This window comes from Mesorhizobium sp. WSM4844, from assembly GCF_055811775.1.
In genome coordinates this window covers 1-24502 of record NZ_JBVVQB010000044.1, presented here as the reverse complement: position 1 = coordinate 24502, position 24502 = coordinate 1, and the positions used below count along the sequence as shown (strand labels likewise).

The window sequence follows — 24502 nt, the reverse complement described above, 5'->3', positions numbered from 1 at the left end:
CTAAATTTAGCGATTTCTTGTGTGTCCTTGGAACTTTGTAGCTTGCGTTCCATTTTCAACGGCATGCGAGACCCTGTGATCCAAAGCATCAGGACTGCGGTGAACGTGTCGCCGCCGCGGTACTCGCTGGTCCTTCCCATATACAATGAAGAACAGGTCCTGCCGCGACTGATCGAGCGGATCAGTTCGCTGATCGGCCGGCTGGACGGTGAGACTGAGGCGATCTTCGTCGATGACGGCAGCCTCGATGGGAGCGTCGAATACCTTCGCAACGTCGTCGCCGTCGAGCCGCGCTTCCGGCTGATCGAGCTTTCCCGCAATTTCGGCCATCAGGTCGCGATCACGGCCGGCATGGATGCGGCTGCGGGTGATGCCGTCATCGTCATGGATGCCGACCTGCAAGACCCGCCGGAGGTGGTCCTCGATCTGGTGGCGAAGTGGCAGGAAGGCTTCGAGATCGTCTATGCCCGCCGTGTCAAGCGTGAGGGCGAATCCTGGTTCAAGCGCCTGACGGCGAGTCTCTTCTACCGCCTGCTGGAGAAGATGACGTCGGTCGACATCCCCCGCGACGTCGGCGATTTTCGCCTGGTCGGGCGCAAGGCTCTGGAAACCTTCAAGCAAATGCCCGAACACGACCGTTTCGTCAGGGGCATGTTCGCCTGGATGGGGTTCAAGCAGACAGCGGTGCCTTTCGAACGCCCGGCGCGGACCCTTGGCCAGACCAAATACCCATTCTGGAAGATGATGCACCTTGCCGTTCACGGCATCGTCAGCTTCTCCGAGAAGCCGCTGCGCATGGCGCTGTGGGGCGGATTGGCGATCTCCGCGCTTGCGGTGTTGTTCGGCATTTACGCCATCTTCGCCTGGATTTTTGAAACCGGCATCATTGCCGGCTGGACATCCACCGTGGTGATCGTGTCGCTGCTTTGCGGCATCAATCTTTTCATGACCGGCGTGGTCGGGCTCTATGTCGGCGGCATCCACGCCGAGGTGAAACGCCGTCCGCTTTACGTGATCGATCGGGTCGCCGGCTTCGACAAGGCGATGCGTGCCGCCAGTGAGAGCCGTCGACCGTTTCGAAAACCCAGGAACGGAGCCTCGGCTGATGGCCGAACTCTTCGACAGCTATAAATCGAACTATGGCGAGGCGGTCGCAGGATCCATCCGGTTTTCCGGACTCGGGCACGACTTTTTTCTGATCGCCAAGGCCGACCTGCTGCGGCGTCTCGTTGTCGAGCGTGGGCTTCGACAGGGCGGGGTGCGGGCGCTGGATATCGGCTGCGGCGTCGGGTCGCTCCACCCTTATCTCGAAGGCGCGTTCGAGAGCCTGGATGGCTGCGACGTCTCGGAACAATCGATTCTGCGAGCCTGCCAGGACAATCCGTGTGTGACCTACAGGGCCTGCACGACGCCGCGCCTGCCTTATGGCGACGGCGCGTTCGATCTGGCTTTCGCCAGTTGCGTCGTCCATCACGTTCCGCCCGCCTCCTGGCTCGACTTCTTCCAGGAAATGCGGCGCGTCGTGCGGCCGGGCGGCGTCGCCTGCATCATCGAGCACAACCCCTTTAATCCGCTGACGCGTCTTGCGGTGTTGCGGTGTCCGTTCGACCAGGAAGCGGTCCTGCTCAACGCCGCCAAAGCAAGGTTGCTTTTTCAGGAGACGGGTTTTCAGGATATCCGATCCGAGCACTTCCTGCTGCTGCCGTCGGCCAGGTCCTTCGCCAGACGACTCGAGCGCCTGCTCGCGCCTCTGCCGCTCGGGGCCCAGTATGCGTGCAGCGCGCATGTCTGAGGACCGTTCGACTGCCGGTGCCGGGCTGAAGCTGCTGGCGCGCTTCGGGTTGGTCGGCATCGCCGCGACAATCCTGTATGCTGCCCTGGCTATCGGTTTGGTCGAATCGAAATGTATCGGCCTTTCGCCGGTCCAGGCGTCGCTCGCGGCCTACGCGGCGGCTGCCGTGTTTTCATATTTCGCCCATAAATCGGTAACCTTCATGTCGAATGGATCGCATCGATCGGAAGCTGCGCGTTTTCTCCTGCTGACGGCGACAGGCTTTGCCGTGGCTTACGCGGCGCCGGCGCTTTTGACGGCGAAACTCGGCCTGCCGCCGATCATTGCCATTGTGGTTACATGCCTGCTTGTTCCGGCGGTCAATCTTCTCATGCTCGACCGATGGGTTTTTGCGCAGCGAGGACCCGGCGAGCACGGCGACCGCTCCACCTGATCCATGGTCTTCTGAGTTGGCCTCAGCCGAGGGCCTGGCTGGCCAGGGCAAAGATGCGTGGGTTCGTGGAACCCGGGATATTGCTTGCGCCCCGAAGCATGGCAACCGGCCCGCCCACATGGGCGAGCCCCAGTCCTTCGAGCCAGGGTGAAAGGCCGGCGTCTTCAGGGATGTCGATGCGCACGAAGCGGCCCTGCATTCCGGAGAGAATGAACGCGATCAGGGCTCTCGCCTGATCGCGATCCTCTGCCACGACCGGTCCAACGACCTCGCCCCTGCCAAATGCCCTCACGGCCGCGAAGGCCGCGATGCCGTCCTCGTTGGTGATGGCCGCAAACCGTCCCTCGCCTGCCAAGGCGTTCATGAGCGCGGCGCGATCCGCACCGAAGGCGGCGCGATCGAGCACGGTGAGTGTCGGAAGGTGCTCGGACCCGATCCATTCCACGGCCGGAGGCGCACCGATCTGCCCGACGGTGCCCTGGTGCTGCCGAACATCGTGCGTCGCGACAAAACCCAGCTTTTCATAAAGAGGCAGTCCGTCGGCCGTGGCGGTAAGGCGGCACTCGCGGTCGCCGGCCTGCTCGAGCGCGGTGGTGGTCAGCCGCCGTCCCAGCCCGCGACCACGCATTGCCTCAGCGACGATGATGGTGTTGAGAGTTGCGCAGGTTCTTCCGAAAGGGGTCATGAAGGCGGTTCCCACCACCCTGCCGCCATCCAACGCGACCTGACCTTCGCTCAGGGACCAGATCATGGCCCAGTCTTCCTTCCGGTGCGGCCAGCCGGCCGCTCGCGACAGGTCCGTCGCTTCCTCAAGATGGTGCGCTTCAAAAGGTTCGAATGTGACGGACTGGGTGTTCATGAGCACCAGGACTGTTGGAGTGGGAAGACTGACAGGACGATAGAACCGCCTCTTCCGCGCCACTCGCCGAATGCCGGCGAGATTCGGTGCAAAATGCCAAAATGCCGCTGCAGTCAGTGCATTCTACGGCGCCGGTCGCCGATACTGCGAGCTATCATTGATTACCGAGGCCGCCATGTCCCCTTTAATCCACCACATCAGCAGCGATGAAACGCTGCCCAGGTCAGCGGACGTCGTGGTGATCGGCGGCGGGATTGTCGGCGCCAGCGCGGCCTATTGCCTGGCGCGGCGCGGCCTGTCGGTGGCGCTGATCGAAAAGGGCTATGTCGGCTGCGAACAGTCGAGCCGGAACTGGGGCTGGTGCCGCCGGCAGAACCGCGATGCACGTGAATTGCCGCTTGCCAATCTGGCGCTGCGGCTGTGGCAAGAGCTGACCGAAGAGATCGGGCACGACCTTGGCTTCCGCCGTTGCGGGCTCATCTATGCGACGGACGATCCAAAGCAGCTCGCCGAATGGGACAAGTGGCGCGCGGTTGCACGGCGGTTCGACGTCAAGACGCGGATGCTTACGGCCGAGGAGGCCACTGCCGCCGTTCCCGCGGCTGGCGGCCGCAAATGGCTGGGCGGCGTCCACGCGGCAGACGATGGCAAGGCCGAGCCCTGGCTGGCCGCCCCGCGGATCGCCGAGGGCGCCCGCAAGCGTGGCGCGACCATTCATCAGAACTGCGCGGCACGCGGCCTGGATATCACCAATGGGCAAGTGAGCGGCGTCGTCACCGAGAAAGGCCTGATCCGCACCAGCGCGGTGCTATGCGCCGCCGGCGCCTGGGCTTCTGCTTTCCTGCGCATGCATGCGGTTTCGCTGCCGCAGGCCAGCGTCCGTCAGACCACCTTGCGGACCGGTCCTGCACCGGATCTTGGCGGGGCAATCTTTACCTCTGACGGTGCCCTGACGCGCCGGATCGATGGCAGCTACACGATAGCCGCCAGCGGCAGGGCGACGCTCGAGATCACGCCGCAGGGAATCCGCTATGCCCGCCCGTTTCTGCCGATGTTCATCAAACGGCTGAAGGCCGTCGAGATCGGCATAGGCCGCTCGTTCTTCGCAGGCCCGGAAACACTCGGTCGCTGGCGTCTCGACAGGCCGACCCCGTTTGAGCGCATCCGCGTCCTCGATCCCGCTCCAGACAAGCGGATGGCGGCAAGCATCATGACGCAGATAAAGGCCCTGTTCCCCGCCATTGCCGATGCCGGCATCGTGTCTTCCTGGGGCGGGTATATCGACTTCACACCGGACGCAGTGCCGGTGATTTCGGCGGTGGACAGCATCGGCGGAGCGTTCGTCGCCGCAGGCTGTTCCGGACACGGCTTCGGCGCCGGCCCCGGCATTGGCCATCTGGCGGCGGATCTGGTCGCCGGTGACGCGGCAAGCGTCGATCCGACGCCATTCCGCCTGTCACGCTTCGCGGACAGATCCAAAATTGAAGTCGGCGCCTTCTGATGCGATCGACCGCTGGCGACAGCAAAGGGCGCTGAGCGATCGTTACCTACGGGCTCAGGCGCGATCTGGACCGTTTGACGACCGCTCTCGCCGATGCGGTCGCCGCCGCCGCACCCTCTTCCGGCATCCAATACATACAGGCGCGCTTCAGGCACACAGCTTCACCGCGTCCACGACCGCCAGTTCGCGGCAAACGCCTTCAATCCGGGCCTCGGGCGTCGCAGCCGCTTCGCCCCGCTCGAGCTCGGAAAGATACCGACCCAGTATGCGGCTTGGCCAAGGCGCGGAATGCCGCGCTTTCCCTTCTCCCCTTGTGGGAGAAGGTGGCCACGAAGCGGCCGGATGAGGGGTGCTCCATCTTGGCACGGACGGCGCTCCGTCCAACACCCCTCTTCCGTCTTGGCGCTGCGCGCCAATCCACCTTCTCCCACAGGGGGAGAAGGCAAGACCGCGCCATTACCGCCACGGCTGCAAACTCTCATCGCGGACATAAGCGATGATGGTGTCGCAGACGGCGTTCAAATCCCGCAGCACGTCGTCGTTCCAAAAGCGCAGCACACGAAAGCCCCTCGCCTTCAATTCGGCGTCTCGCTCCCGATCGTGGTTCGAATCGGCATGCTGGCTGCCGTCGATCTCGACGATCAGCCTGGCCTCGACGCAAACGAAATCGGCGATGAATTTGCCGATGGGAGCCTGACGCCGGAATTTGATGCGATCGAGCCTGCGTCCGCGCAGTTCGTGCCACAGGCGGTCCTCCGCCTCTGTTGGCTCGCGCCGCATCGAGCGGGCGAAACGACGTTTGGTCGGAGCGACAGGCTGATGCGGCATCGGGCGAGATTATTCCGGCCTTGGCGCTACGTCCAACATACCATCGTCATGCAAATCGCTGACTCCCATCACTGGTCAATGGGCCCTGGCCATCCACCAGAGTCGCCCCGACGCCGACGAGTTGGTCTGGACATCCAAACGGTGCGACCCCGACCTATCGTTCCTGTTTTTCGGCGACCGCGTCGCCGATGGCGATATCCAGATGATCGAGAGCAGGAGCATTTGGTCCGATGCGAACGAGATGGCCGATCTTCGGGGTCTCGCCGAAAGGCGCCACATCGACCTCGTCCTGTAGCAAAATGGCGGCGAATATGCCGCTCTGCGCGTTGAACAAATGGATGGTCTTGGTCGTCATTGCCTGTTTCTCCCGCGTTACCAGCGCCATGGCACGCGCGTTCCCGTGCCCCGGCTCCTGGCCTGTCGCCAGAGCATATTCGCGACCGTCAGATCCTGCAGCGCGAGCCCGGTCATATCGAAGACCGTGATGTCGGCGGCATCGCGCGTGAACGGAATTTTTCCGGTCAGAAGGTCGCCGATTTCGGTCGCCCGGCAGCCGGTGTCCCACTGGCCTTCGCCGACAGCGGCCGATTGCTCGCAGTCGTCGGCAAAGAGCCGTACCCGGCGAAGCAGGCCGTCGGGCAGTTCCCGCTTGCCTTGCGTATCGGCACCCACGGCGTTGATGTGCGTGCCGGGCCGCACCGCTTCTGGCGGAAACAGCGGCCCGCTGCCGGGGGTCGCGGTGATAATGATATCGCTCGAGCCGACAGCTTTGGCGGCTTGGTTCGAATGGGCCGGCGCGAAATCCTCGAATGCCGCCTCGAACGCCGCGTCGGGGCGGCCGTCCGCCGTCAGGTAATGGATGGTATCCAGACCGGGCATCGCACGCAGAGCCAGGCGCAGCTGGATCCGGCCCTGGGTGCCGGTGCCGAAAATGCAGATCGACCGGCTTTGGGGGCGGGCCAGCAGGGTCAGGCCAATGGCGCCAGCCGCCCCTGTGCGCAAGGTGGTGATGGCGTTCCCGTCGATTATGCACAAGGGACGCCCGGTGTGCGGGTCGAAAAGCACGATGGTCGCCTGATGCGGCTCCTTGCCGGCCTCGCGGTTGGCTGGCCAGAAGCCCGCTGCCTTGAAGCCCAGAAGATCGGCTTTCGGCACGTCGCCCGACTTGATACCGAAAATGCCGCCGGTATGCAGCTTCTCGCGCACAAGCGGAAAGACCCTGCCTTCGCGCGCACTGTGAAGCTCGAAGGACCGCCGCACCGCATCGAGGACGGCATCCGGCTCCAACAGCGGCGCGACCTGATCGCCTGCAAGCAGCAGCAGCTGCGACTCGTCTGCGGTGACGGACATGACATCTCCCCGGCTTTCCCTCATTCTAGCCAGCGGTTCTCAGGGGAAGACAGCGGTGTTGGCTAACCAGCGGCATTTCCTACGGTTTGTCGCCCGCCATTCGGGCGAATGTTGCGCCAACCTTCCCATCGAATGCGATCGCCGGTTCGCGCAAACACGTATCCTCGCAGACAAGCAAGCCCACCATCGGCCGGCCCACCACCGGCAAGCGTAGAAGGCGACCAGCAATGCCCCTCAATATCCCGACATTCGACGATGTTCTGACCGCCGCGGCGCGCCTCGCCGGATTGGCCCACCGGACGCCGGTGCTGACCTCGCGCACTTTCAACCAGCTGACCGGCGCCGAGGTGTTCTTCAAGTGCGAGAACTTCCAGCGTGGCGGCGCGTTCAAGTTCCGCGGCGCCATGAACGCGCTTCTGGCCTTGGATATTTCGGTGCGGGCGCGCGGAGTGGTGGCCTATTCTTCGGGCAATCATGCGCAGGCGCTGGCCTATGCGGCCGCGATCAAGGGCGTGAAGGCAGTCATCATCATGCCCAGGGATGCGCCCGAGCTGAAGGTGCGTGCCACCCGCGGCTATGGCGCCGAAGTGATATTCTACGACCGCTACAGCGAGAACCGCGAAGAGATTGGCGGCAGGATCGCCGCCGAGCGGGGAGCCGCCCTCATTCCACCCTATGACCACCCCGATGTGATTGCCGGGCAAGGCACGGCGACACTTGAACTTATCCAGGAGGCCGGCTCGCTCGATGCCCTTTATGTCTGCCTTGGTGGTGGCGGCCTGCTCGCCGGCGCCGCACTGGCGGCAGCGGAATGCGCGCCCGCCTGCAGGGTCGTCGGGGTTGAACCGGAGGCCGGCAATGATGGTCAGCAATCGCTCGCGCGGGGTGAGGTCGTCACCATCGAAGTGCCGAAATCCATCGCCGATGGCGCGGTCGTCACCCATCTGGGCGCGCATAATTTTCCTGTCATCCGCGACAAGGTTGCCGCTATCACCACGGTCAGCGACGACGCGCTGGTCGAAATGATGCATTTTTTCGCCGAGCGCATGAAAATCGTGGTCGAACCCACCGGCTGCCTTGCAGCGGCGGCGGTTCGCAGGGAATCGCAAAGCCTGCGCGGCCAGCGCATCGGTGTCATCGTCAGTGGCGGCAATGTGGATCTCACCCGCTTTGCCAGCTTGATCATGGCGGCCGCAGACAAAACGCCGCGCGAGCAGGCCATGGCGCGCCCCGGGCCGGAGACCTTTCGCTAAGACACAACCAGGCGCGGTTGGTACCGTGCGGCCCTGTGCCGGTCACCAGCGCACGGTAATGCTCGCGCGTCATGATACGCATGGGCTGCAGGTCGTTGAGCGTGATCTCAAATCGCATCCAGCCGCAACGACACCAGCTTGATGGAGCGCTTGTAGATGTTGCTGGCGGCCGGAGTCGGCGGAATGCCGTCGAGATAGTCGAAGGCGATTTCGAGTGTATCGGCCTTGCCGAGAGCCGCCGGTGGAACGACGAACGAGACCGTTCGTGGTTCTTTGCCAGACAGCGTCTCCGCATGCACCCGAACACCGTTCACCGAGATCACCACCCTTTGCGTGATCTGCGGTGGACGAATGACGGCGGCCATTTCCAGCGTGGCCATCAGGCTGTCGCGGAGCGGCGGTATCTTCACGCGAAGCCGCGAGGTCTCGCCTAGCGAATGGGTGCCGTCGCCTGCCGACCCCGACCAGCCGCAGACCTTTATGCTGGCTGCCCGTTTGGCGCCGTCGCTCCGGAACGACACCGTCTGGCCAAGTGTGTAGCTGCCGGTCGCATCGCGATTGAGGCAGGTCGTCGTCCGATCGATGTAGTAGGCGCGATAGTCGGCGTTGACGTCCGGATTGAGAGCAAGCGCAAGGATGACGATCTCGGCCCCGGCCAGAACCGCCGCGAGCGCATAGCCGCCGAGCCAGGCGGCGCGCCGATACCGGGCCGGATCGTCAGACCAGGGCAAGGTAGCCTCCGATCCACGCCACAGTCGTGAAATAACAGGCGCCAAGGAAGAGAACCAAAGCCGCCAACCACATCAGCTTCGGCGCCGACAACAGGATGGCGAGCAGAATTGTCAGGGGCGCAAGCCCAATGACGTATCTGACCATCGAGGCCAGGTTGGTGATCAGCGGCAGGATGATGCAGAGCGCGCAGAACAGTGCCGCGCCATATTGCCTGCGTACCGCCAGGACGGCCGACAGCGCCAGTCCGGCGATCGCGGCGAGCGCACTCCATTGCGGCGACGTAGGCAGCCAGCCCGTCTTCGGAACATTTGAGAGCCCGTCCCATAGGAAGACCAGTGGATTGCCGGCCACCCGTCCAAAGGCGCGCTGGATATGCAGGAATGCAAAGCCGTCTCCGACGGTGAGGTACAGGAACAGGATGTAAGCGAACAAACCGGCCGGCGAGATAAGGACAGCGACCAGCAGATCCGGTCGGCCAAGCAGCCAGCGTGGGAAAGACAGCGCCGATCCGCCCTGCCGGCGATGCTCGCTGAACATTTGAATGACGGTTGCAAAGACGACGAAGACTCCGACCAGCCTGGTCGCCGACAGCAGCGCGGATGAAACGCCCGCGGCGAGATAGCTGGAGCGCTTGAGCGCCAGAAAGACGCACGAGGTCAGCAGCACGAAAAGCGGTTCGCTTAGGAAGGTCGTGAAGTGAAACGAGAACGGCCCGCTGAGCAAAAACGCGCAATACAGTATATAGGCAGGCATGTTCTTCTCGAGCAGCGGCCACGCCACCAGACAGGCGGCGTAGCTGCACGCAATCGAGGTGATCGTCGCGATCAGTATCGTAGGGAAAGGGAAAACTGACCGGATCGCCGCCACCAGCATCGGATAGAGCGGGAAGAAGCTCCAGCGACCGACATTGCTGTGGTTTGGAATGGGAAAACGCTCATAGCCCTGTTCGCTGATGCCAATGTACCAGGCGCAATCCCACCGGCACAGCGCACGGGCATAAGCCGCGAAACCTGTCTCCTCCGACACCGAAGCAAAAGCCGCATAGCGGATGGCCAGTCCGCTGATCACGAACAGCAACGGCACCGCCGCGACGGTCATGACCATGGCGCGAGCACCAGCGCTCGGACGCGCGACATCTTCGAGCGCCAACTCTGCCTCCACCCATTCGAGTGGCTGGCGCCACTCTCCCCTCTAAATTAGCGCCGCCGGGGCAAATTCAAGACATCCCTGTCGTCGGCGGCATCATCTTCATCCCCGGATCACGAGTCTCTCAGCCAGACCAGCATCTCGCCGGGACCGCGGTTGTCCCAGGCAAAATACGGCACGGCGGTGATTTTTGACTCTTCAACCGCCGGTGGTTCGGGGCGGTAGAGGCCGTTGTCCCAGTCTTCAAACGTCTCTTTCCTGGCAACAGCCGAAAGCGTCACGACGCCGCCCAAAAGGTTCGGCTGCTGATGCGCCTCGATCTGTGCCGTCCGTGGCAAGGCGATGCGGTGCAGCTGGCCGGCATTGTCGGTCTCTTCGACGCAATAGATCAGCGGGCCGCGGGCAAGCGCGACGCGGCCGATATCCTGTCGCACCTGCGGGTTGGCATAGAACCGGTCGATGGCCATTTCGAGGTCGAGCTCGACCTGGTCGCCCTTGCGCCATTCGCGCCGGATCGCGGCATAGCCGTCGCTGGTGATCGCCTGCAGATCGACCGCCTCCCCGTTCACCTTGAGCGCCGCCTTGCGGCACCAGGCCGGCAGGCGCAGGTGCAAGGTAAATGTCGTCTGCGCCTCGGGCTCGATCGTGATCGAGACCGCGCCATCCCATGGATAGTTGCTGGTCTGGCGCAGCTCTATTTGCGTTCCTGCGATATCGAAACGAGCCGTGCTGTTTCCATAGAGATGGACGGCGAAGGCATCGTCGGACAGGCCGTAGAAATAGCTGCCGATCGAGGCGACCATGCGGCCGATATTGGGTGGGCAGCACGGGCAGCGATGCCATTTCCAGCGGTTGTGCTTGCCCCGGCTTTCCAGCGGATTTTCATAGAAGAACAGTGAGCCGTCGAGCGACAGGCCCGAAATCGAGCCGTTGTAGAGCGCCCGCTCCATCATGTCGGCGTAACGCCCATTGGGGCCCATGCCGAGCATGCGGCTCGCCCAGAACACCAGTCCGACCGAAGCGCAGGTCTCGGCATAGGCGGTTTCGTTGGGCAGGTCGTAGTCTGATGTAAAGCCCTCATTGTGCGACGACGGTCCGAGGCCGCCGGTGATGTAGAGGTTCTTGGTGGTGAGGTCGTCCCACAGCCGGTCGAGCGCCGCCCGCAGCGTGTCGTCGCCATATTCGGTCGCGATATCGGCCATCCCGGAATAGAGATACATCGCCCGCACCGCATGGCCGACGACCTTGTCCTGCTCGCGCACCGGCTGGTGCGACTGGCTGTATTCGTAGGTCTTGAAATGATAGGCCTTTGGGTCGGCGCCGCGGGCACGCGCCTCCTCGTCGAAATAATGCGGCTCAAGGCCGCGCTGGTCGATGAAGTATTTGGCCAGGTCCATGTACTTCTGCTCGCCGGTGACCCGCGCGAGCTTGACCAGCGCCAGCTCGATCTCCTCGTGGCCGCAATAGCCTTTCTTCTTGCCGGGCTCGGGGCCGAAGGTCTCGGCAATATGGTCGGCATAGCGGCACATGATGTCGAGCAGCTTGCGTTTTCCCGTCGCCTGGTAGTAGGCGACCGCGCCTTCGATCAGATGGCCGGCGCAGTAGAGCTCGTGGCAGTCGCGCAGATTGGTCCAGCGCAGGCCGGGCTGGATGCGCTGGTACCAGCTCGACAGATAGCCGTCCGGCTGCTGCAGTCTGCCGTACATGTCGATGACGGCGTCGATCTTCTTCTCCAGCGCGTCGTTGCGGCGGCGGTACAGCGAATAGGCGGCGGTCTCGATGGTCTTGCCCCAGTCAGAGTCCCAGAACATCTGGGTCGTGACGGTCGAGCCGGTGAATTCGTTGCCGGGGGTGGCGGCCTCGTCCGGCGAGGGGGAGTGGAACGGAATGACGACGCCCGGCGATGGCCGGTCCGGATCGATCTGCTCGAGCATGCGCGCCTCGACGCAGCGGTCATAGAGGATGCTGGCGGTCGTGGTGGCGACGGCATCGGCACGGTCACCCCAGAAGCCGCGCACATCGACCTGGGGCACCGGCAGCGGGCGAAAGGCGCGTTTCGGCTTGTCCAGTTCGGCAGCCGGCTTGGCGGATTGCGATGCGGTCATCAATTTACTCCGGTTCGGTTCGATTGGTCACTTCACGGCCCCTGCCATGAGGCCGCGGATGTAGAAGCGCTGCAGCAGCAGGAACAGCACCAGGCATGGCACCATCATCACGGTGACGCCGGCCTGCACCGCGCCCCAGTCGATGGCGCCGAAGCGGCCCGACTGCAGCGCCGTCATCATGATCGGCAGCGTGAATTTGGACTGGTCGGTCATCAGCACCAGCGCCGCCAGAAACTCGTTCCAGGCGCCGAGGAACGCGAACAGCGCGATGGTGACGATGCCCGGCCAGACCAGCGGCAGCATCACCCGCAGCAGCATGGTGACATTGTTGGCGCCGTCCATGCGCGCCGCCTCCTCGATCTCGCGCGGCACCGCGTCGAAGGCGTTGCGCATCATGAAGATCGAGAACGGCAGCTGCAGCGTGACATAGACGCAGACCAGCCCGGTCAGCGTGTTGTGCAGGCCGATCTTGGTGAGCACCAGGAAGATCGGCGTCAGGATCGACTGGAACGGGATCATGATCGTCGACAGGATGAGGACGAAGAGCAGGTTCTTCAGCGGAAAGCGGAAGCGCGAAAAACCGTAGCCGGCCAGCACGCTGACGATCACCGACAAAACCACGGTCATGACCGAGACATAGATGCTGTTTTGCGCCGGCAGCCAGAGACCGTCGCCGAAGGTGTTGAGCGTGGCATAATTCTCGACCGAAAAACCCGTCGTCGGCCAGGGCGGCAGCGGCGGCTGGCGCGATTCCTTTGCCGGCTTGAAGGCCGAAAGCACGGTCCAGAAGATCGGCGCCAGGAACAGCAGCGAGGCGACGATGCCCGTCGCGTGCTCGGCGATCTGCATGCCGATGCGGCGTTTGCGGCTCCTTGCCTGCGCCATCAGTCAACGCCCTCCGGTTGGCGCAGCAGCCGCAGCTGGATCAGGCTGAGAGCGACCAGGATGACCAGCAGGACCATCGACAGGGCGGCGCCGTAGCCGAGCTTGAACGACACGAACGACTGGTTGAAAATCCAGTAGACGGCGGTCAGCGTCTGGTTGCGCGGTCCGCCGCGCAGGATGATGTAGAACTGGTCGAAGGCGAGCACCGAGCCGGCAACCGACAGGATCAGCGCCAGCGCCAGCGTGCGGCGCATCAGCGGCAGGGTGATGGCGCGAAACCGCGCCAGCGGCCCTGCCCCGTCGATCATCGCCGCCTCCTGCAGATCCGGCGGGATCGATTGCAGGCCGGTCATCAGGATGATCATGGTAAAACCCGCCACCTTCCAGACGACCATGGCAATGATCGACCAGAACGCCGGCTGGAACGTCGCCAGCAGGTTGACCTTCCTTTCGGTCAGGCCGAGCTCGAAGGCGGCCGGGCTGAACAGGCCGGAATCGACATTGAGCAGCCACGACCACAGCAGGCTGGCCGAGGCAAAACCGATGACGGCCGGCATGAAGAACGACGTCCGGTAGAAGCCGGTCAGCGGCCGCGGCCTTTCGATGAACAGTGCCAGCGGAAAGGCGACGACGAAGATCGCGATGGTGACGATCACCGTATAGTAGCCGGTGAATTTGAGCGCGTTCCAGAACCTGGTATCGCGCAGGATCGCCCAGTAATTGTCGAGGCCAATGAACGAGTGCGCGCCCATCAGCGGCCAGTTGTGCAGCGACATCCACGCCGTCATGCCAAGCGGAATGATGAAGAAGACGACGACCAGCGCGACGGCCGGCGCGACATAGAGCAGGCCGACCCACTGCCGGCGGCCGGCGCCGACCAGTTTGCGGCGGGTGGGTGCGGAGGTTGCTGCGATGGAGGTCATGGCTGGCCGCTCACTGGGTTCAGGGCAACGGCAAAAAACCCCCTCACCCGGATTGCCAACCGAATTGCAAAGGGCAATTCGGGGCAATCCGACCTCTCCCCGAGTGGAGAGGAGGTCGCCAGCGTTGACGCCAGCCTCTTCTCCCCAGCGGGGAGAAGGTGGCCGCGAAGCGGCCGGATGAGGGGGTCTTTTCTCAATGCGATAGCCTTGCTGTTAGCGCTGCGTCCCCCTCCCCCTTGAGGGGAGGGTCCGGCCGAAGGCCGGGGGTGGGGTCGCCTCTGACGCGCGCCGACGCAAAGAGAACGTCGAGCACTGCCGCGACGACCCCACCCGGACCTGCGGTCCGACCTCCCCTCAAGGGGGAGGTAAGCCGGCGCTTACTGCTGCGGCGCCGAATCGATGATCGACTGCATGGTTTCCTGCGCATTGGCGATGGCGCCATTGACGTCCTCGCCGAAGAAGACCTCGTTGACCATCTGGTTCCACGGACCGTTGGCGGAGTTGATCAGGTCGTTGAACACCACCGAATAGGGCGTGCGGCCCTTGGCCATGGCCTCGGCGGCGATCTTGTAGCGCGGGTCCAGGTCTTTCAACGCCTCGTTGGCGATGTCGCCGCGCACCGGAAGGCTGCCGTATTTCGCCAGGATGGTCTGGCCCTCGAGCGAATAGGCGAAATCGAGGAACTCCTTCACGACAGCGATTTTGGTGGTGCCCTTGGTGACGACGAAATTGTCGCCGCCGGCAAAGGACGACCAGCCGCCATCCTTGCCAGGCAGGAAGGTGACGCCGTAGTCGATGTCCGGGTATTGCGTGTTCAGCGCGCCGATGGCGAAGGCGCCGGACGGCGAGATGCCGATATTGCCGGCGGCAAACGCCGCAAAGAAGTTGGAGCCGGTATCGGTCTGCGCGCCTGCCGGCACCAGGTCCTTCTTGACCATCGACCGATAAAGATCGATGGCGCCGCGCAGCTGCGGGCTGTCGAGCGTCGCCTTCGAGCCGTCCTCGGTGAGGATGTCGCCGCCCGAGGCCCAGATCAGCGGCGTGAAGGTGAAGATGTTGCAGCCGCCGCAATTGCCGGAGAAATAGAAGCCTTTGATATCGCCGCCAAGCGCGTTGACCTTTTCGGCATAGGCCTCGATCTCGGCCCAGTTGGTCGGCCCCTTTTCAGGGTCGAGGCCGGCCTGCTTGAACAGTTTCTTGTTCCAGATCAGCACCGAGCTATCGGCGGAGAAAGGCAGCCCGTAGATGCGGTCCTTGTAGGTGCCGGTTTTGACGTGCGCCGGCGACAGGCTGTTGAAATAAGGCAGCGATTTCGCCCAGTCGGTGATGTCTTCCAGCTGGCCGGCGGCGGCGAAGGACGGCGTGTAGATCAGATCGAGCGACAGCGCATCGGGCGCCGTGCCGCCGGCGGCGGCAGCGCCGTATTTCGGGATGATCTCGGCATTGGGGATGATGTCCAGCTTGATCTGGTTCTCATGTCCCTTGTTGAAGGCATCGACGATGCGCGGCATGAAGTTCGAGCCGTCGGCGCGAACCCAGATGTTCGCGGTCTCGGCGGCGGCGGACGGAAAGCTCAGGATGCTCGCGGCAATAGCGAGCCCGGCAATCATAGTTCTCATGGTTCTCCTCCTCATGGTTTCTTTCCTGCGGCCGCGCTCCCCGCACGGCGTCTTAATCTCAGCCGTCCGGTGGACGGCCGCATGACTGACGCACCACCAGCCGGCACGGCAGTTTTCTTATGCCCGGCTCGGCGGGTTCGCCGCCGACGAGCGAAAGCAAGGTGAGGCCGGCCTCGCGCCCGAGTGCCGCCAGGTTCATGTCGACGGAGGTCAGCGGCGGGCGGGTTGCCTCGGCGACGATCTGCCAGTTGTCGAAACCGATGACGCCGACATCGCCCGGCACGCCAAGCCCGCGCTCGCGCAGCGCGTCGATGACGCCGCGCGCGATCTGGTCGTTGCCGCAAAACACGGCATCAGGCTTTTCGCCCCCGCGCTTCGACAGCTTACCGTCGAAAAGCATCTTCACCGCCTCGTGACCCCACGCCTCCGACCACGATCCGAGCAATGGTTCCATGACCGGCAAGCCTTTCTCGGTCAGCACGTCACGATAGGCCTGTGCCCGCGCGTGCACCACCGCAAAACTCGCCGGCCCGCTGACATGGGCGATGCGCCGCCGGCCAAGCCGCCAAAAATGCTCGACCGCCAGGCGCGCACCGCCGGCATCATCAGAGACAAAGGCGATGGCACCGGGATCGGGCTGGGTGAAGGCGTAGATCACGGGAACGCCGAGATTGGACAAGTCGACCGGCAGGTGGCGATCGATGCGCTTGCCGGTTGCGATGATGCCGTCGACGCGCTTGTCGAGCATGGCATCGACATGCAGTTGGCCGAGGCGCTGGTCGTCCTCGACATTGCACAAAAACACCGAGACGCCCTTGTCGACCAGCGCATCCGAAATGCCCGACATGACCGGCAACGAAAAACGGCCATAGGTATCGTTGGTCAACAGGCCGACGGTAAACGAACGCCGACGCAACAGGCTTTGGGCCAGGCTGTTCGGGCGAAAGCCGAGCCGCTGCGCCGTCTCGCGAATACGCTCGCGGGTCTCGGCCGTCATCCGCCCCTGCCCGTTGAGGGCTTTTGATGCCGTGGCCACGCTTACGCCGGCGGTAGCGGCCACCTCACGGAGGGTGACCGGGTTTTTGGCGGGCGCTGGCGAGGCGTCGGAAACCATGGGCGCGGCGAATTCCTTGGTTGGGAAAAGGTTTTCTCTAATCACCCTGCGAGACGCCGACTGGTGAGGTCAGCAGATGCAAGGTGATTTGGGAAAAGGTTTTCTCAGAGGGAGATTAGGGGAAGGTGGTGGGGATGGCAAGAGGGGATGACAAGCAGGCGACGCGGTTGTTCGTAAATGACTGCCTTGCGCCATAACCTGTCATTCGCGGCGCTTCTCCAAACCTGCCCTTCGCGCAATGGCTCGAGCCGACCCCTTGCCGTCATTCGCGACAGTGCAATGAATGACTTGATTGAGCCCCGTCTCGGTCTTTCCGGGATGGGTCGCACTTTGCGGTCTTCAGGACAGATTTATTCCAGATGCTCCACGAAGGCCGCCAACTGGTCGATCGTTGTGCCCCAACCCTCCTGAAAGCCCATTTCTTCGTGCTTGCGGCTGTCGGCGGCGTTCTTGTGCATCACGCGGGCTGAATAGTGGGTGCCGTTACCTTCGGCTGCAAATGTGATGATCGCTGTCAGTGCCAGCCAGGGTTCTGTCGGCCGCCAGCCCTCGCCGAGAGTCGTCGTCCACACCAGACGCTGCTCAGGAACAATGTCGAGGAAACAGGCTTCGACATGGGGCTTGAAGTCTCCGTTGCCCTCGCGCATCCGCGTCTCGAAGCCACCTCCAGGGCGCAGATCCAACTTGACGACCTTGCACTCGATTGGATGGGGTATCCACCACCTCGCCAGATGTTCGGGCTTGCTCCACGCCTTCCAGACCTTGCTCGGCGCGGCATTGATGAGGCGCGAGATGGATAGCTCATTGTTAACGGCAGTCATTCGTCATCGTCCTCTGTCATTTGGTTTTCCACATAGGTGACAAGCCGATCGGCGCCTGCCTGCCAGAGTGCACGTTGCTCAGAAAGCCATGTCTCTGCTTCCGACAAGTGCTTGGGCCGTATCCGGCAAGTTCGAACACGGCCGCTCTTTTCGGTCGCTATCAACCCGCTTTCCTCAAGCACGCGTAGATGCTTCAGGAATGCAGGGAGACCCATGTCGAAGGGTTCAGCGAGTTCCTTGACCGGGGCCGGCCCCTTCATCAAACGACTGATCACCGCCCTTCTGGTCGAGTCCGCGAGCGCGTGAAATGCAGTGTCCAAAGAGAAGCTACAGTTTTCCATGTGGTGAACTATAGCATTCAGTTCACCACTTGGCAAACAATAAGGCTGTCGGTGACAACGGGCCCGGGGCGCGCTCCGACTCGCTCTGACGTTTCATCGTCAATATCCATTCTGTACGCATCCCGGCCATTCCGTGAGTTCGCGCGGAGCGTCGACTCACCACCCAGGCCGGCCCTTGCCGAGCCTCATCAGGCAATCTGAAGTCGGAACGCACCAACCGCCCACGTGCGCCATAACCTGTCATTCGCGGCGCTTCTCCAAACCTGCCCTTCGCGCAATGGCTCGAACCGACCCGTTGACGACCTTGGGCGTTGCAGACTTGAACCTCCAAATCGAGGTCGGGAACCTGACCTTCAGCGCAAGAGCATTCGGGAGTGCGCTCGCGTAAGGTAATTCACCACATTTGGCGGCGCCCGCAGATGCTTTTTCGTGTTATGATGGGCTTGCAACGCGCGTAATCTCGACCTCGGCAATATGGCAGAGGTCGAAAGCTATTGCCTTGGCACAGGAAGCTTTCGCTCCAGCACTTGATCGCCTCCGAAACGCTGGGTGTGCTGCTTTCCCTGACTGGCCCCGGGGCGAGGAGGTTGTCCATGTCCACGAGTAGTGTTGACCGCCCGCTGCAGCCGGGCGACCGGGCACCGAATGTTGTGCTCAATGCGATCTCACGCGAAGGCAAGATCGCGCTCGATGATTTTCGAGGCCGTAGCCCGTTGTTGATCGGTTTGTTCCGAGGCCTGCACTGTCCGTTCTGCCGGCGCCATGTCGCGGCGATGGCGCAACTCAAGCCGGCCCTGCGTGTGAAAGGCGTCGAATGCCTGGCTGTGGTCAATACGCCGGTCGAGCGGGCGCGGCTCTATTTCCGTTACCACCCGGCACCCGATCTTCTCGCCGCATCCGACCCGGAGCGAGCCTCGCACCGTGCTTTCGGCTTGCGCGAGGTCGGGATGGACACGGTCATGGCGATACCGTTCCATCTCCCGGGCGAGTTGCCCGAGCCTATGAACGTCATGGCAATGAATGAATTTCTTAACAAGAAGGAAGGATATGAGATTACGGAAGTCGATCAGCAGGCGATGGCTTCCAGCCAGGCGCAGCTTGTCGGTCAGTTCCTAATCGACCGGGCGGGCATCGTACGCTGGAACTTCACTGAAGTTCTGGAGGATGGCCTCAATACCTTCAGAGCGCTGAATCCCGAGGAATTGATGTCGGCAGCTTCCCAAGTTGCACATTAATAGGCTGCGGAAATGGGCTGCTGAAAACTCGCTCGACGGCCACCGTCCTGTGGTGATTCTTTGGATTTAACAATCATCGAAATGCTCAGCGCAGGAGGCTAAGGTCTGCCCGTGGGCTTCGTAGCGATTTCGATTCAACGGTCTGCGGACCGCCCCGACGCTAGAGTGAGCAAGCCGCATAGGCGGGGCGACGTCCGCTCCTTGCCGCAATCACGTCGTTCCGACAGGCGCGCATACGGCAAGTTTCCACCCAACCTAGTCCTCCAACGGCTTCTTCCGCGTGCAGAGCGGTTAAAAGCACGGGTCGCTTCGATTGCGCCATTTCCAGACATTCCCGACGCTTTTCGGGAGCGGACCTTCGCTTATCGTCCGAAACCGACCCCAAGGGTCATCTGCGGTGCAGGCGATGAACGGCTCAATTGAGCCCATTCCAGACCTTCCGGTGCATGCACAGCAAAGGGCCTTGCGGCGATACAATGCCTCCGACTTCTGCTATGGTGCATTCCTCGGGCATAGGTGGTCTTAAAGAATGCCGTCGTGGATCGCAAGCTTGCTGCCATTCTTGCTGCCGATGTGGTGGGCTACTCCGCGCTGATGGAGCGTGACGGCCAAGCAGGCGGCCGACGCGCGCATGTGGGCCGGGGTCCATTTTCGATCCGATGTGGTTGCGGGCCAAAAGATCGGTGAGGGTGTGGCCCGAGCAGGTCATAGCGTTCGCGGTTCCACCGCCCCAGCGGTGAGCGCGACGCTCGCCTTCGATTGGGGGCTCCTTGGGCTAAGCACTACGGAGCCCTAGGTTCCGTAGTGCTTAGCCCAGAGCTATCGGAAAAAGGTGGCCGAAGCGCACGGGGGAGAGCCGGATTGTCAACCGAGCATGTAGAGCGGCGACTTACGGCCATTCTAGCGGCCGACATCTCCGGCTACAGCCGGCTGATGGGCAACGACGAGGAAGGTACGCTCGCCCAGCTGAAGGCGCATCGGCGTGCTCTGGTCGACCGAAAGATCAACGAACACCGCGGGCGGATTGTCAAGACCACCGGCGATGGGATGCTGATCGAGTTCGCGAGTGTGGTCGAGGCCGTGCGCTGCGCCGTCGAGATCCAGCGCGGCATGGCGGAACGCAATGTCGCGGTGCCGGCAGGACAACGTATCGAGTTCCGCGTCGGCATCAATGTCGGCGACATCATCATCGAGGATGACGACATTTTCGGGGATGGCGTCAACGTGGCGGCTCGCTTGGAGGGGCTCGCGGAGCCTGGCGGCATCTGCGTCTCGGGCCGCGTGCAGGAAGACGTGCAAGGCAAGCTCGACATTGCCTTTGAGGATATCGGCGAACAGAAGCTCAAGAACATCGCTCGGCCGGTGCGCGCCTTTCGCGTGCGGCTCGACGCCACGGCCGCTCCGGCGCCCGCCGGCTGGCGCCGGGGATTGTTCGCCGCTCTGGCTCTGATGATTTTGCTTATTGTAGGCGCGCTGTGGGCCGGTCTTGGCTCTGAGTGGAAATTTCTCAGCATTCTGCGCTCTGGCGATCAATTCACAAAAAGTGCTGAAGTCAGCACGAAACCCGCGATCGCCATTCTCCCGTTCCTGAACCAGAGCGACGATTCGGCTCGTCAGTATTTCGCGGATGGATTGACGCAGGATATCATCAACGCACTGGGTCGGTTCTCCGCGCTGACCGTGATGTCGTGGAACGCTGTTTTCCCCTACAAGGGAAAGCCCGCAAGCCCGGAGGAGATCGGCCGCGGTCTCGCCGTCAGCTATCTGGTCGAAGGCAGCGTCCGCCAGACCGGCGACCGCGTGCGGGTCATCGCGCAACTCGTCGACACAAGGCAGGGACGGGTGATTTGGTCTGCACGCTTCGAGGAGGCGCTGGCGGACGTGTTCGCGCTGCAGGACAACATTGTCACTCGCATCGTCAGAGTCCTAGCGATTCGCGTGACCCAGATCGAACAAAATCGGGTGTTCGCGAAGCCAACCGAAAATCTCGCAGCCTATGATTACGTGCTGCGCGCCAGGCCGGCATTGCAGAGCCCGACGCATGCAAACAATGTGGAGGCGCGCGCCCTGCTCAGACGCGCCATCGAGCTTGACCCGAGCTACGCTGCTGCATATGCGGCACTTGCCGAAACCTATCACATTGCCAGCTCGATGGGCTGGGCGGAATCGCCAACCGCCTTCCTGAGCCGTGCCGAGGAACTGGCAATCAAGGCGCTGAGCCTTGATGATTCCGACGTGCGCGCGCGCATCACTCTCGGCCACATCCACCTCTTTCGTCAGAGATACAACCAGGCAGAGGTTGAGATCGAGCGCGCCATTGCGATCAATCCGAACGATGCTCACGGCCTCGCCGGGCGCGGCACCATCCTGTTGTGGCTGGGACAGACGGATGCGGCGATCGAGGCCTTGGAGCAGGCGCAGCGTATCGACCCCGATCTCAATGCGATCGATCGCTTTGCGCTGAGCCTGGCCTACTATCTGAAACGGCGTTACGACGCGGCGATCGAACAGGCGGAACTTAGTCTTCGAACAACCGCAGGCGCGAACTTCAGCCGTATCCTGCTAGCGGCCGCCTATGCACAAGTCGATCGAGCGGAGGACGCCGCGCGTGTCGTGACGATGATACGCCGCATCGACCCAACCTTCGACCCGCAGGAGTTCGGAACCAAGTTTCTAAGCTCTGGCGATCTCGAACATCTGCGCGACGGATTCCGCAAGGCCCGCCTCTACCCCGTCACAGGCGACCTGCCACCGGCCGAGAGAATGAACCGCTAATGTCCTTGAAGTAGCGCGCGGTTCTGGTTGGCCTTCGCGATGTTCGCAGCAAGGTCCTGCTGGAAGAGCGCGGGTCCCATCGGGGCCGGTTTGCCGAAAATATAAAGCTTTCCGTCGCTGATCAGCCAGTTCTCCGGGTTGGCCTCGTCGAGCTCGCCCAGGGCCAGCGCCATTGCACAAAAATTTCCGAACTCTGGCGCGTAGCGAACAGGATCGGCCTTGAAAAGCTCGCGATGCTCGGCGTTCGCGAAGAGGTAGCGGTGCTCATCCCATTCGTACTCGATCTCCGGCAGCCCGCGCGTGGGGCTTCCGATGGTGAAATAGGCAACCGGGTCATAACCCTTGATCGCAAGCGGAACCGCTTCCGTGGCAAAAGAGGGCATCGAGATCGCAAACAGGGCGGCTGTGACCGCCAGAACGAAGCGAATGGCATTTCGCCGAGAGACATTGTGCATGGCGAATTCCCTGATTTGACCGTCCCGGGCCGCTACCAGCCCCGCGGCAAGCGAAACCGTCTGCGTCATTCCGTTCGGGCACTAATTATCGCTCTTGTAGCGCTCGGCCGCAACACGTTTCGGAGATGTTCGGAGTGCGAGTGTGGTGAGGCCGGCGCCCATTGCAGGGGCGCCGGGCTCCATTCTTCGTCTGCTTAGTCCGCATCGCGGTCATTCGTGCTCATCGCATTGAGGGACTGCTCCACCCAACCTAGTCCTCCAACGGCTTCTTCCGCGTGCAGAGCGGTTAAAAGCACGGGTCGCCTCGATTGCGCCACCTGCTGACGTTTTGCGCCGGACGCAGCCAATGTCACGAGTCGACTCCGAAGCGGATCGGGGCGCAGGGGAACGGCAACTTGGAAGCCCTGTTGCGTTTCAGGTCCACAAAGCGTCAGAAGATGGAGGCGCGTGGCGCCTGCAACTTTCTGATACGTGGCGAACAAAGTTCCGTTCTACCCTTTGGCCTCGACCGGCGATCGGCAAAGAAGGTTTCGAACGGGTCGAGCAGGTGTCCTCTCCTTCCGCTAGTCAGCTCCGTCCTTTCTCGCCCGCTCGATGAATTTCTCCGCGACCGCTTTGCCGAGTGCGGCACCGGCCTTGTTGTCCATCTCATAGTGGATGCCGGCCCAGACGCGGGAATCACCCGCCTCTTTGCCAACGGCGCGGATGAACTCCGCATGGCCGGGAAACAGGTACGCCAGGACCTCGCATCGGGCAGTCGAGAGCGCGGAGTGGTTCGACGGATAACTGGGATGGGCCGGCACCGCGAACAGGGGAGTGATGCTCGCGTCAAGCATGTTGGGCCGCAGGTACCAATAGGCGTACTTCCCGTCGTTGCTTGCAATGAAGGCGTCGTAATGGACCGTTGCGAGCATCGCGTAAGCCCGCGCGGCACGCGGCGGGTTCGTATCCGTCTTGTCCTCGAACATCCACTTGCTGGCATAATCATACCAGTCGGTGAACAGGCCGGATGGGCTTTGCCAGTAGAACGCTTTGTAGCTGCTAGGGAATTTTCGCTCAAACTGTCGGACCGCGTCCATCTCGGCCTTTACGGCCGCGGACTGGCAGTCGGGCGGCGCCGGCGGCCTGAATTCATCGGATGCCGCCAGCAGGATCGGCTTCCAGTTTGGCATGTTTACATTGGCGGGTTTGTTCCCGACCCACATGCACGGCCCGGTCGGAACAGTGCCGGTCCACGCCGCATCGGAGCCATCGGCCTTTGCCCGCGCAATCACCTGCTCTGCGATCCTGCGCCCCAACTCCAGGCCGGCGGAAGAATCGCTTGGGAACTGGACACCGGCAAGGACACGCGACTGTGCCGCTTCTTCGGCCATTGCCTTGAACGACGATGTCTCTTCGGGAAAGAAATAAGAAAGAACGGTCGCGGCAGCTCCGGCGGCTGCGGCATGCTCGGATGGATAGGAGGGACTCCGCGGCGGCGGCAGCGCAGTCGCCAGTGTCGCATCCGCCTCGCTCGGGCGCGGCCGATTGTAGAAGTACTTCGCGTCCCAGGCAGCAATGGTGGCGTCATACATCGCCATCGTCAAATAGGAGTAAACGCGGTGCGCATTTGGAATCTGCTGGTTTTCGAGAAGGCGATTGTTGACCAGATCGATCCATCGGTACCCAGGCGAGCCGGCGTCCCAGAAGGTGATTTTGTCGGCGGCAGCCGGATCCTTTTGCGCCAAGAGATCCCGCATCTGTGCCAATTCGGCTGCTGCGGCGGAGGCGTCAGGCGGCGGCGGGACTCGGAAGTCCTCGCCAGACGTGATTACCCACGTCTTCCACGTTCCAGCCTCTGGTTCTATCAAATCCGATTGGGCGAAAGCGCAGTTCCCTGAAAAAAGGATTACTGCGCAGGCCTTGCCAAAACCGCTAAGCATGCGAGCCTCCCATAGGTGCCCCCGCCCAAAGACGGAAGTTTTTCCGTTTTCAAACCTTTATTTTAGTGAAGACTAAATCATACTCCGAGATGCTGCCGGGTAAAAGGATAAAAGTTAGAGCCCGGCAGCGTTGTTCTCAGTCGACCTGCCGCCGGCGCCAATTCCAACCGGCGGGAGAAGCGCGAAGCGGTGGTGGGCGGTCGGTGCTTGTTTGCCCGCGATGGCCATCTCCTCCAACAAGAGGAGGTCGGCAGTTCGGGCCTTGGCGCTCATCGTGCAACGCTGGTGATTGGCGAAGGCGCCGATGACAGCCGATCTCCCCCTCGTGGCCCTCGTGGGGGAGATGCCCGGCAGGGCAGAGGGGGTCGGTTCGATCGGGCGCGACCTCCTCTTGCGACAGTGGAGGTTGGCGC

The 24502-nt window shown here is 62.6% G+C and carries 23 protein-coding genes; 7 read left to right on the top strand and 16 right to left on the bottom strand.

Going from position 1 to position 24502, the window contains the following annotated elements:
* Positions 1-42: 42 nt before the first annotated feature.
* From AC0L2A_RS26620 to AC0L2A_RS26610, 3 genes are read left to right on the top strand one after another with little or no spacing between them, the layout of a single operon-like run.
* Entirely contained in the window at positions 43-1131 is a 1089-nt protein-coding gene (locus tag AC0L2A_RS26620) for a glycosyltransferase family 2 protein (protein ID WP_473611326.1), read from the top strand.
* Positions 1106-1792, top strand: a complete 687-nt coding sequence (locus AC0L2A_RS26615; protein WP_473611325.1) for a class I SAM-dependent methyltransferase — start codon at positions 1106-1108, stop codon at positions 1790-1792. Before AC0L2A_RS26620 ends, AC0L2A_RS26615 begins: the two co-directional genes overlap by 26 nt.
* Positions 1785-2225 (top strand): GtrA family protein, encoded by a 441-nt coding sequence (locus tag AC0L2A_RS26610; protein WP_473611323.1) that lies wholly within the window; start codon positions 1785-1787, stop codon positions 2223-2225. The genes AC0L2A_RS26615 and AC0L2A_RS26610 overlap by 8 nt, the downstream gene beginning before the upstream one ends.
* A gap of 22 nt (positions 2226-2247) precedes the next feature.
* Here the strand turns inward: AC0L2A_RS26610 and AC0L2A_RS26605 are convergent, their stop codons facing one another.
* Complete coding sequence (locus tag AC0L2A_RS26605; protein WP_473611322.1) at positions 2248-3084, bottom strand: GNAT family N-acetyltransferase; 837 nt, start codon at positions 3082-3084, stop codon at positions 2248-2250.
* 175 nt (positions 3085-3259) lie between these two features.
* Here AC0L2A_RS26605 and AC0L2A_RS26600 point away from each other — a divergent pair, with 175 nt between their 5' ends.
* Positions 3260-4585 carry an NAD(P)/FAD-dependent oxidoreductase gene (locus tag AC0L2A_RS26600; protein ID WP_473611321.1) on the top strand — a complete coding sequence of 442 codons (1326 nt, stop codon included), beginning with the start codon at positions 3260-3262 and terminating at the stop codon, positions 4583-4585.
* 456 nt (positions 4586-5041) lie between these two features.
* Here AC0L2A_RS26600 and AC0L2A_RS26595 read toward each other — a convergent pair whose 3' ends face one another.
* The 3 genes from AC0L2A_RS26595 to AC0L2A_RS26585 all read right to left on the bottom strand — a co-directional run bounded on the left by AC0L2A_RS26595 (position 5042) and on the right by AC0L2A_RS26585 (position 6700).
* Positions 5042-5413: an endonuclease domain-containing protein gene (locus AC0L2A_RS26595; RefSeq protein ID WP_473611319.1), complete on the bottom strand. Its 372-nt coding sequence runs from the start codon at positions 5411-5413 to the stop codon at positions 5042-5044.
* Positions 5414-5567: 154 nt separating this feature from the next.
* Complete coding sequence (locus tag AC0L2A_RS26590; RefSeq protein WP_473611318.1) at positions 5568-5768, bottom strand: hypothetical protein; 201 nt, start codon at positions 5766-5768, stop codon at positions 5568-5570.
* 17 nt (positions 5769-5785) lie between these two features.
* Positions 5786-6700, bottom strand: coding sequence for an ornithine cyclodeaminase family protein (locus AC0L2A_RS26585; RefSeq protein ID WP_473611317.1), 915 nt, complete (start codon positions 6698-6700; stop codon positions 5786-5788).
* Positions 6701-6990: 290 nt separating this feature from the next.
* On the opposite strand from AC0L2A_RS26585, the gene AC0L2A_RS26580 reads away from it, so the two are divergent.
* Complete coding sequence (locus tag AC0L2A_RS26580; RefSeq protein ID WP_473611315.1) at positions 6991-8016, top strand: threo-3-hydroxy-L-aspartate ammonia-lyase; 1026 nt, start codon at positions 6991-6993, stop codon at positions 8014-8016.
* Between the two features lie 107 nt (positions 8017-8123).
* Here the strand turns inward: AC0L2A_RS26580 and AC0L2A_RS26575 are convergent, their stop codons facing one another.
* The 9 genes from AC0L2A_RS26575 to AC0L2A_RS26535 all read right to left on the bottom strand — a co-directional run bounded on the left by AC0L2A_RS26575 (position 8124) and on the right by AC0L2A_RS26535 (position 17702).
* The gene (locus AC0L2A_RS26575; protein WP_287223741.1) at positions 8124-8747 is read right to left on the bottom strand and encodes a hypothetical protein; all 624 of its coding nucleotides are present in this window, start codon (positions 8745-8747) and stop codon (positions 8124-8126) included.
* A complete protein-coding gene (locus tag AC0L2A_RS26570; protein WP_473611314.1) occupies positions 8734-9897 on the bottom strand; it encodes a hypothetical protein in 1164 nt (387 codons plus the stop codon). The genes AC0L2A_RS26575 and AC0L2A_RS26570 overlap by 14 nt, the downstream gene beginning before the upstream one ends.
* A gap of 110 nt (positions 9898-10007) precedes the next feature.
* On the bottom strand, positions 10008-11999 hold the full coding sequence (locus tag AC0L2A_RS26565; RefSeq protein WP_473611313.1) for a glycoside hydrolase family 127 protein: 1992 nt from the start codon (positions 11997-11999) through the stop codon (positions 10008-10010).
* 27 nt (positions 12000-12026) lie between these two features.
* Positions 12027-12884: a carbohydrate ABC transporter permease gene (locus AC0L2A_RS26560; RefSeq protein ID WP_473611311.1), complete on the bottom strand. Its 858-nt coding sequence runs from the start codon at positions 12882-12884 to the stop codon at positions 12027-12029.
* Positions 12884-13807: a carbohydrate ABC transporter permease gene (locus AC0L2A_RS26555; protein ID WP_091600506.1), complete on the bottom strand. Its 924-nt coding sequence runs from the start codon at positions 13805-13807 to the stop codon at positions 12884-12886. Before AC0L2A_RS26555 ends, AC0L2A_RS26560 begins: the two co-directional genes overlap by 1 nt.
* Before the next feature lie 377 nt (positions 13808-14184).
* Positions 14185-15426 carry an ABC transporter substrate-binding protein gene (locus tag AC0L2A_RS26550; protein WP_128169790.1) on the bottom strand — a complete coding sequence of 414 codons (1242 nt, stop codon included), beginning with the start codon at positions 15424-15426 and terminating at the stop codon, positions 14185-14187.
* 58 nt (positions 15427-15484) lie between these two features.
* Entirely contained in the window at positions 15485-16540 is a 1056-nt protein-coding gene (locus AC0L2A_RS26545; protein ID WP_473611310.1) for a LacI family DNA-binding transcriptional regulator, read from the bottom strand.
* 350 nt (positions 16541-16890) lie between these two features.
* Positions 16891-17361 carry an SRPBCC family protein gene (locus AC0L2A_RS26540; RefSeq protein ID WP_473525192.1) on the bottom strand — a complete coding sequence of 157 codons (471 nt, stop codon included), beginning with the start codon at positions 17359-17361 and terminating at the stop codon, positions 16891-16893.
* Positions 17358-17702: an ArsR/SmtB family transcription factor gene (locus AC0L2A_RS26535; RefSeq protein ID WP_287222772.1), complete on the bottom strand. Its 345-nt coding sequence runs from the start codon at positions 17700-17702 to the stop codon at positions 17358-17360. The genes AC0L2A_RS26540 and AC0L2A_RS26535 overlap by 4 nt, the downstream gene beginning before the upstream one ends.
* A 593-nt stretch (positions 17703-18295) precedes the next feature.
* On the opposite strand from AC0L2A_RS26535, the gene AC0L2A_RS26530 reads away from it, so the two are divergent.
* Together AC0L2A_RS26530 and AC0L2A_RS26525 are read left to right on the top strand one after the other, a co-directional pair.
* The gene (locus tag AC0L2A_RS26530) at positions 18296-18937 is read left to right on the top strand and encodes a peroxiredoxin-like family protein (RefSeq protein WP_473611355.1); all 642 of its coding nucleotides are present in this window, start codon (positions 18296-18298) and stop codon (positions 18935-18937) included.
* 861 nt (positions 18938-19798) lie between these two features.
* A complete protein-coding gene (locus AC0L2A_RS26525; RefSeq protein ID WP_473611308.1) occupies positions 19799-21712 on the top strand; it encodes an adenylate/guanylate cyclase domain-containing protein in 1914 nt (637 codons plus the stop codon).
* Here AC0L2A_RS26525 and AC0L2A_RS26520 read toward each other — a convergent pair.
* From AC0L2A_RS26520 to AC0L2A_RS26510, 3 genes are all read right to left on the bottom strand, one after another.
* Positions 21709-22236, bottom strand: coding sequence for a YHS domain-containing (seleno)protein (locus AC0L2A_RS26520; RefSeq protein ID WP_473611307.1), 528 nt, complete (start codon positions 22234-22236; stop codon positions 21709-21711). The genes AC0L2A_RS26525 and AC0L2A_RS26520 overlap by 4 nt on opposite strands.
* Positions 22237-22730: 494 nt before the next feature.
* Positions 22731-23741, bottom strand: coding sequence for a phosphatase PAP2 family protein (locus tag AC0L2A_RS26515; protein ID WP_473611306.1), 1011 nt, complete (start codon positions 23739-23741; stop codon positions 22731-22733).
* Positions 23742-24203: 462 nt separating this feature from the next.
* Positions 24204-24502: hypothetical protein (locus AC0L2A_RS26510; RefSeq protein ID WP_473611304.1), on the bottom strand; the 299-nt coding region annotated here is incomplete at its 5' end.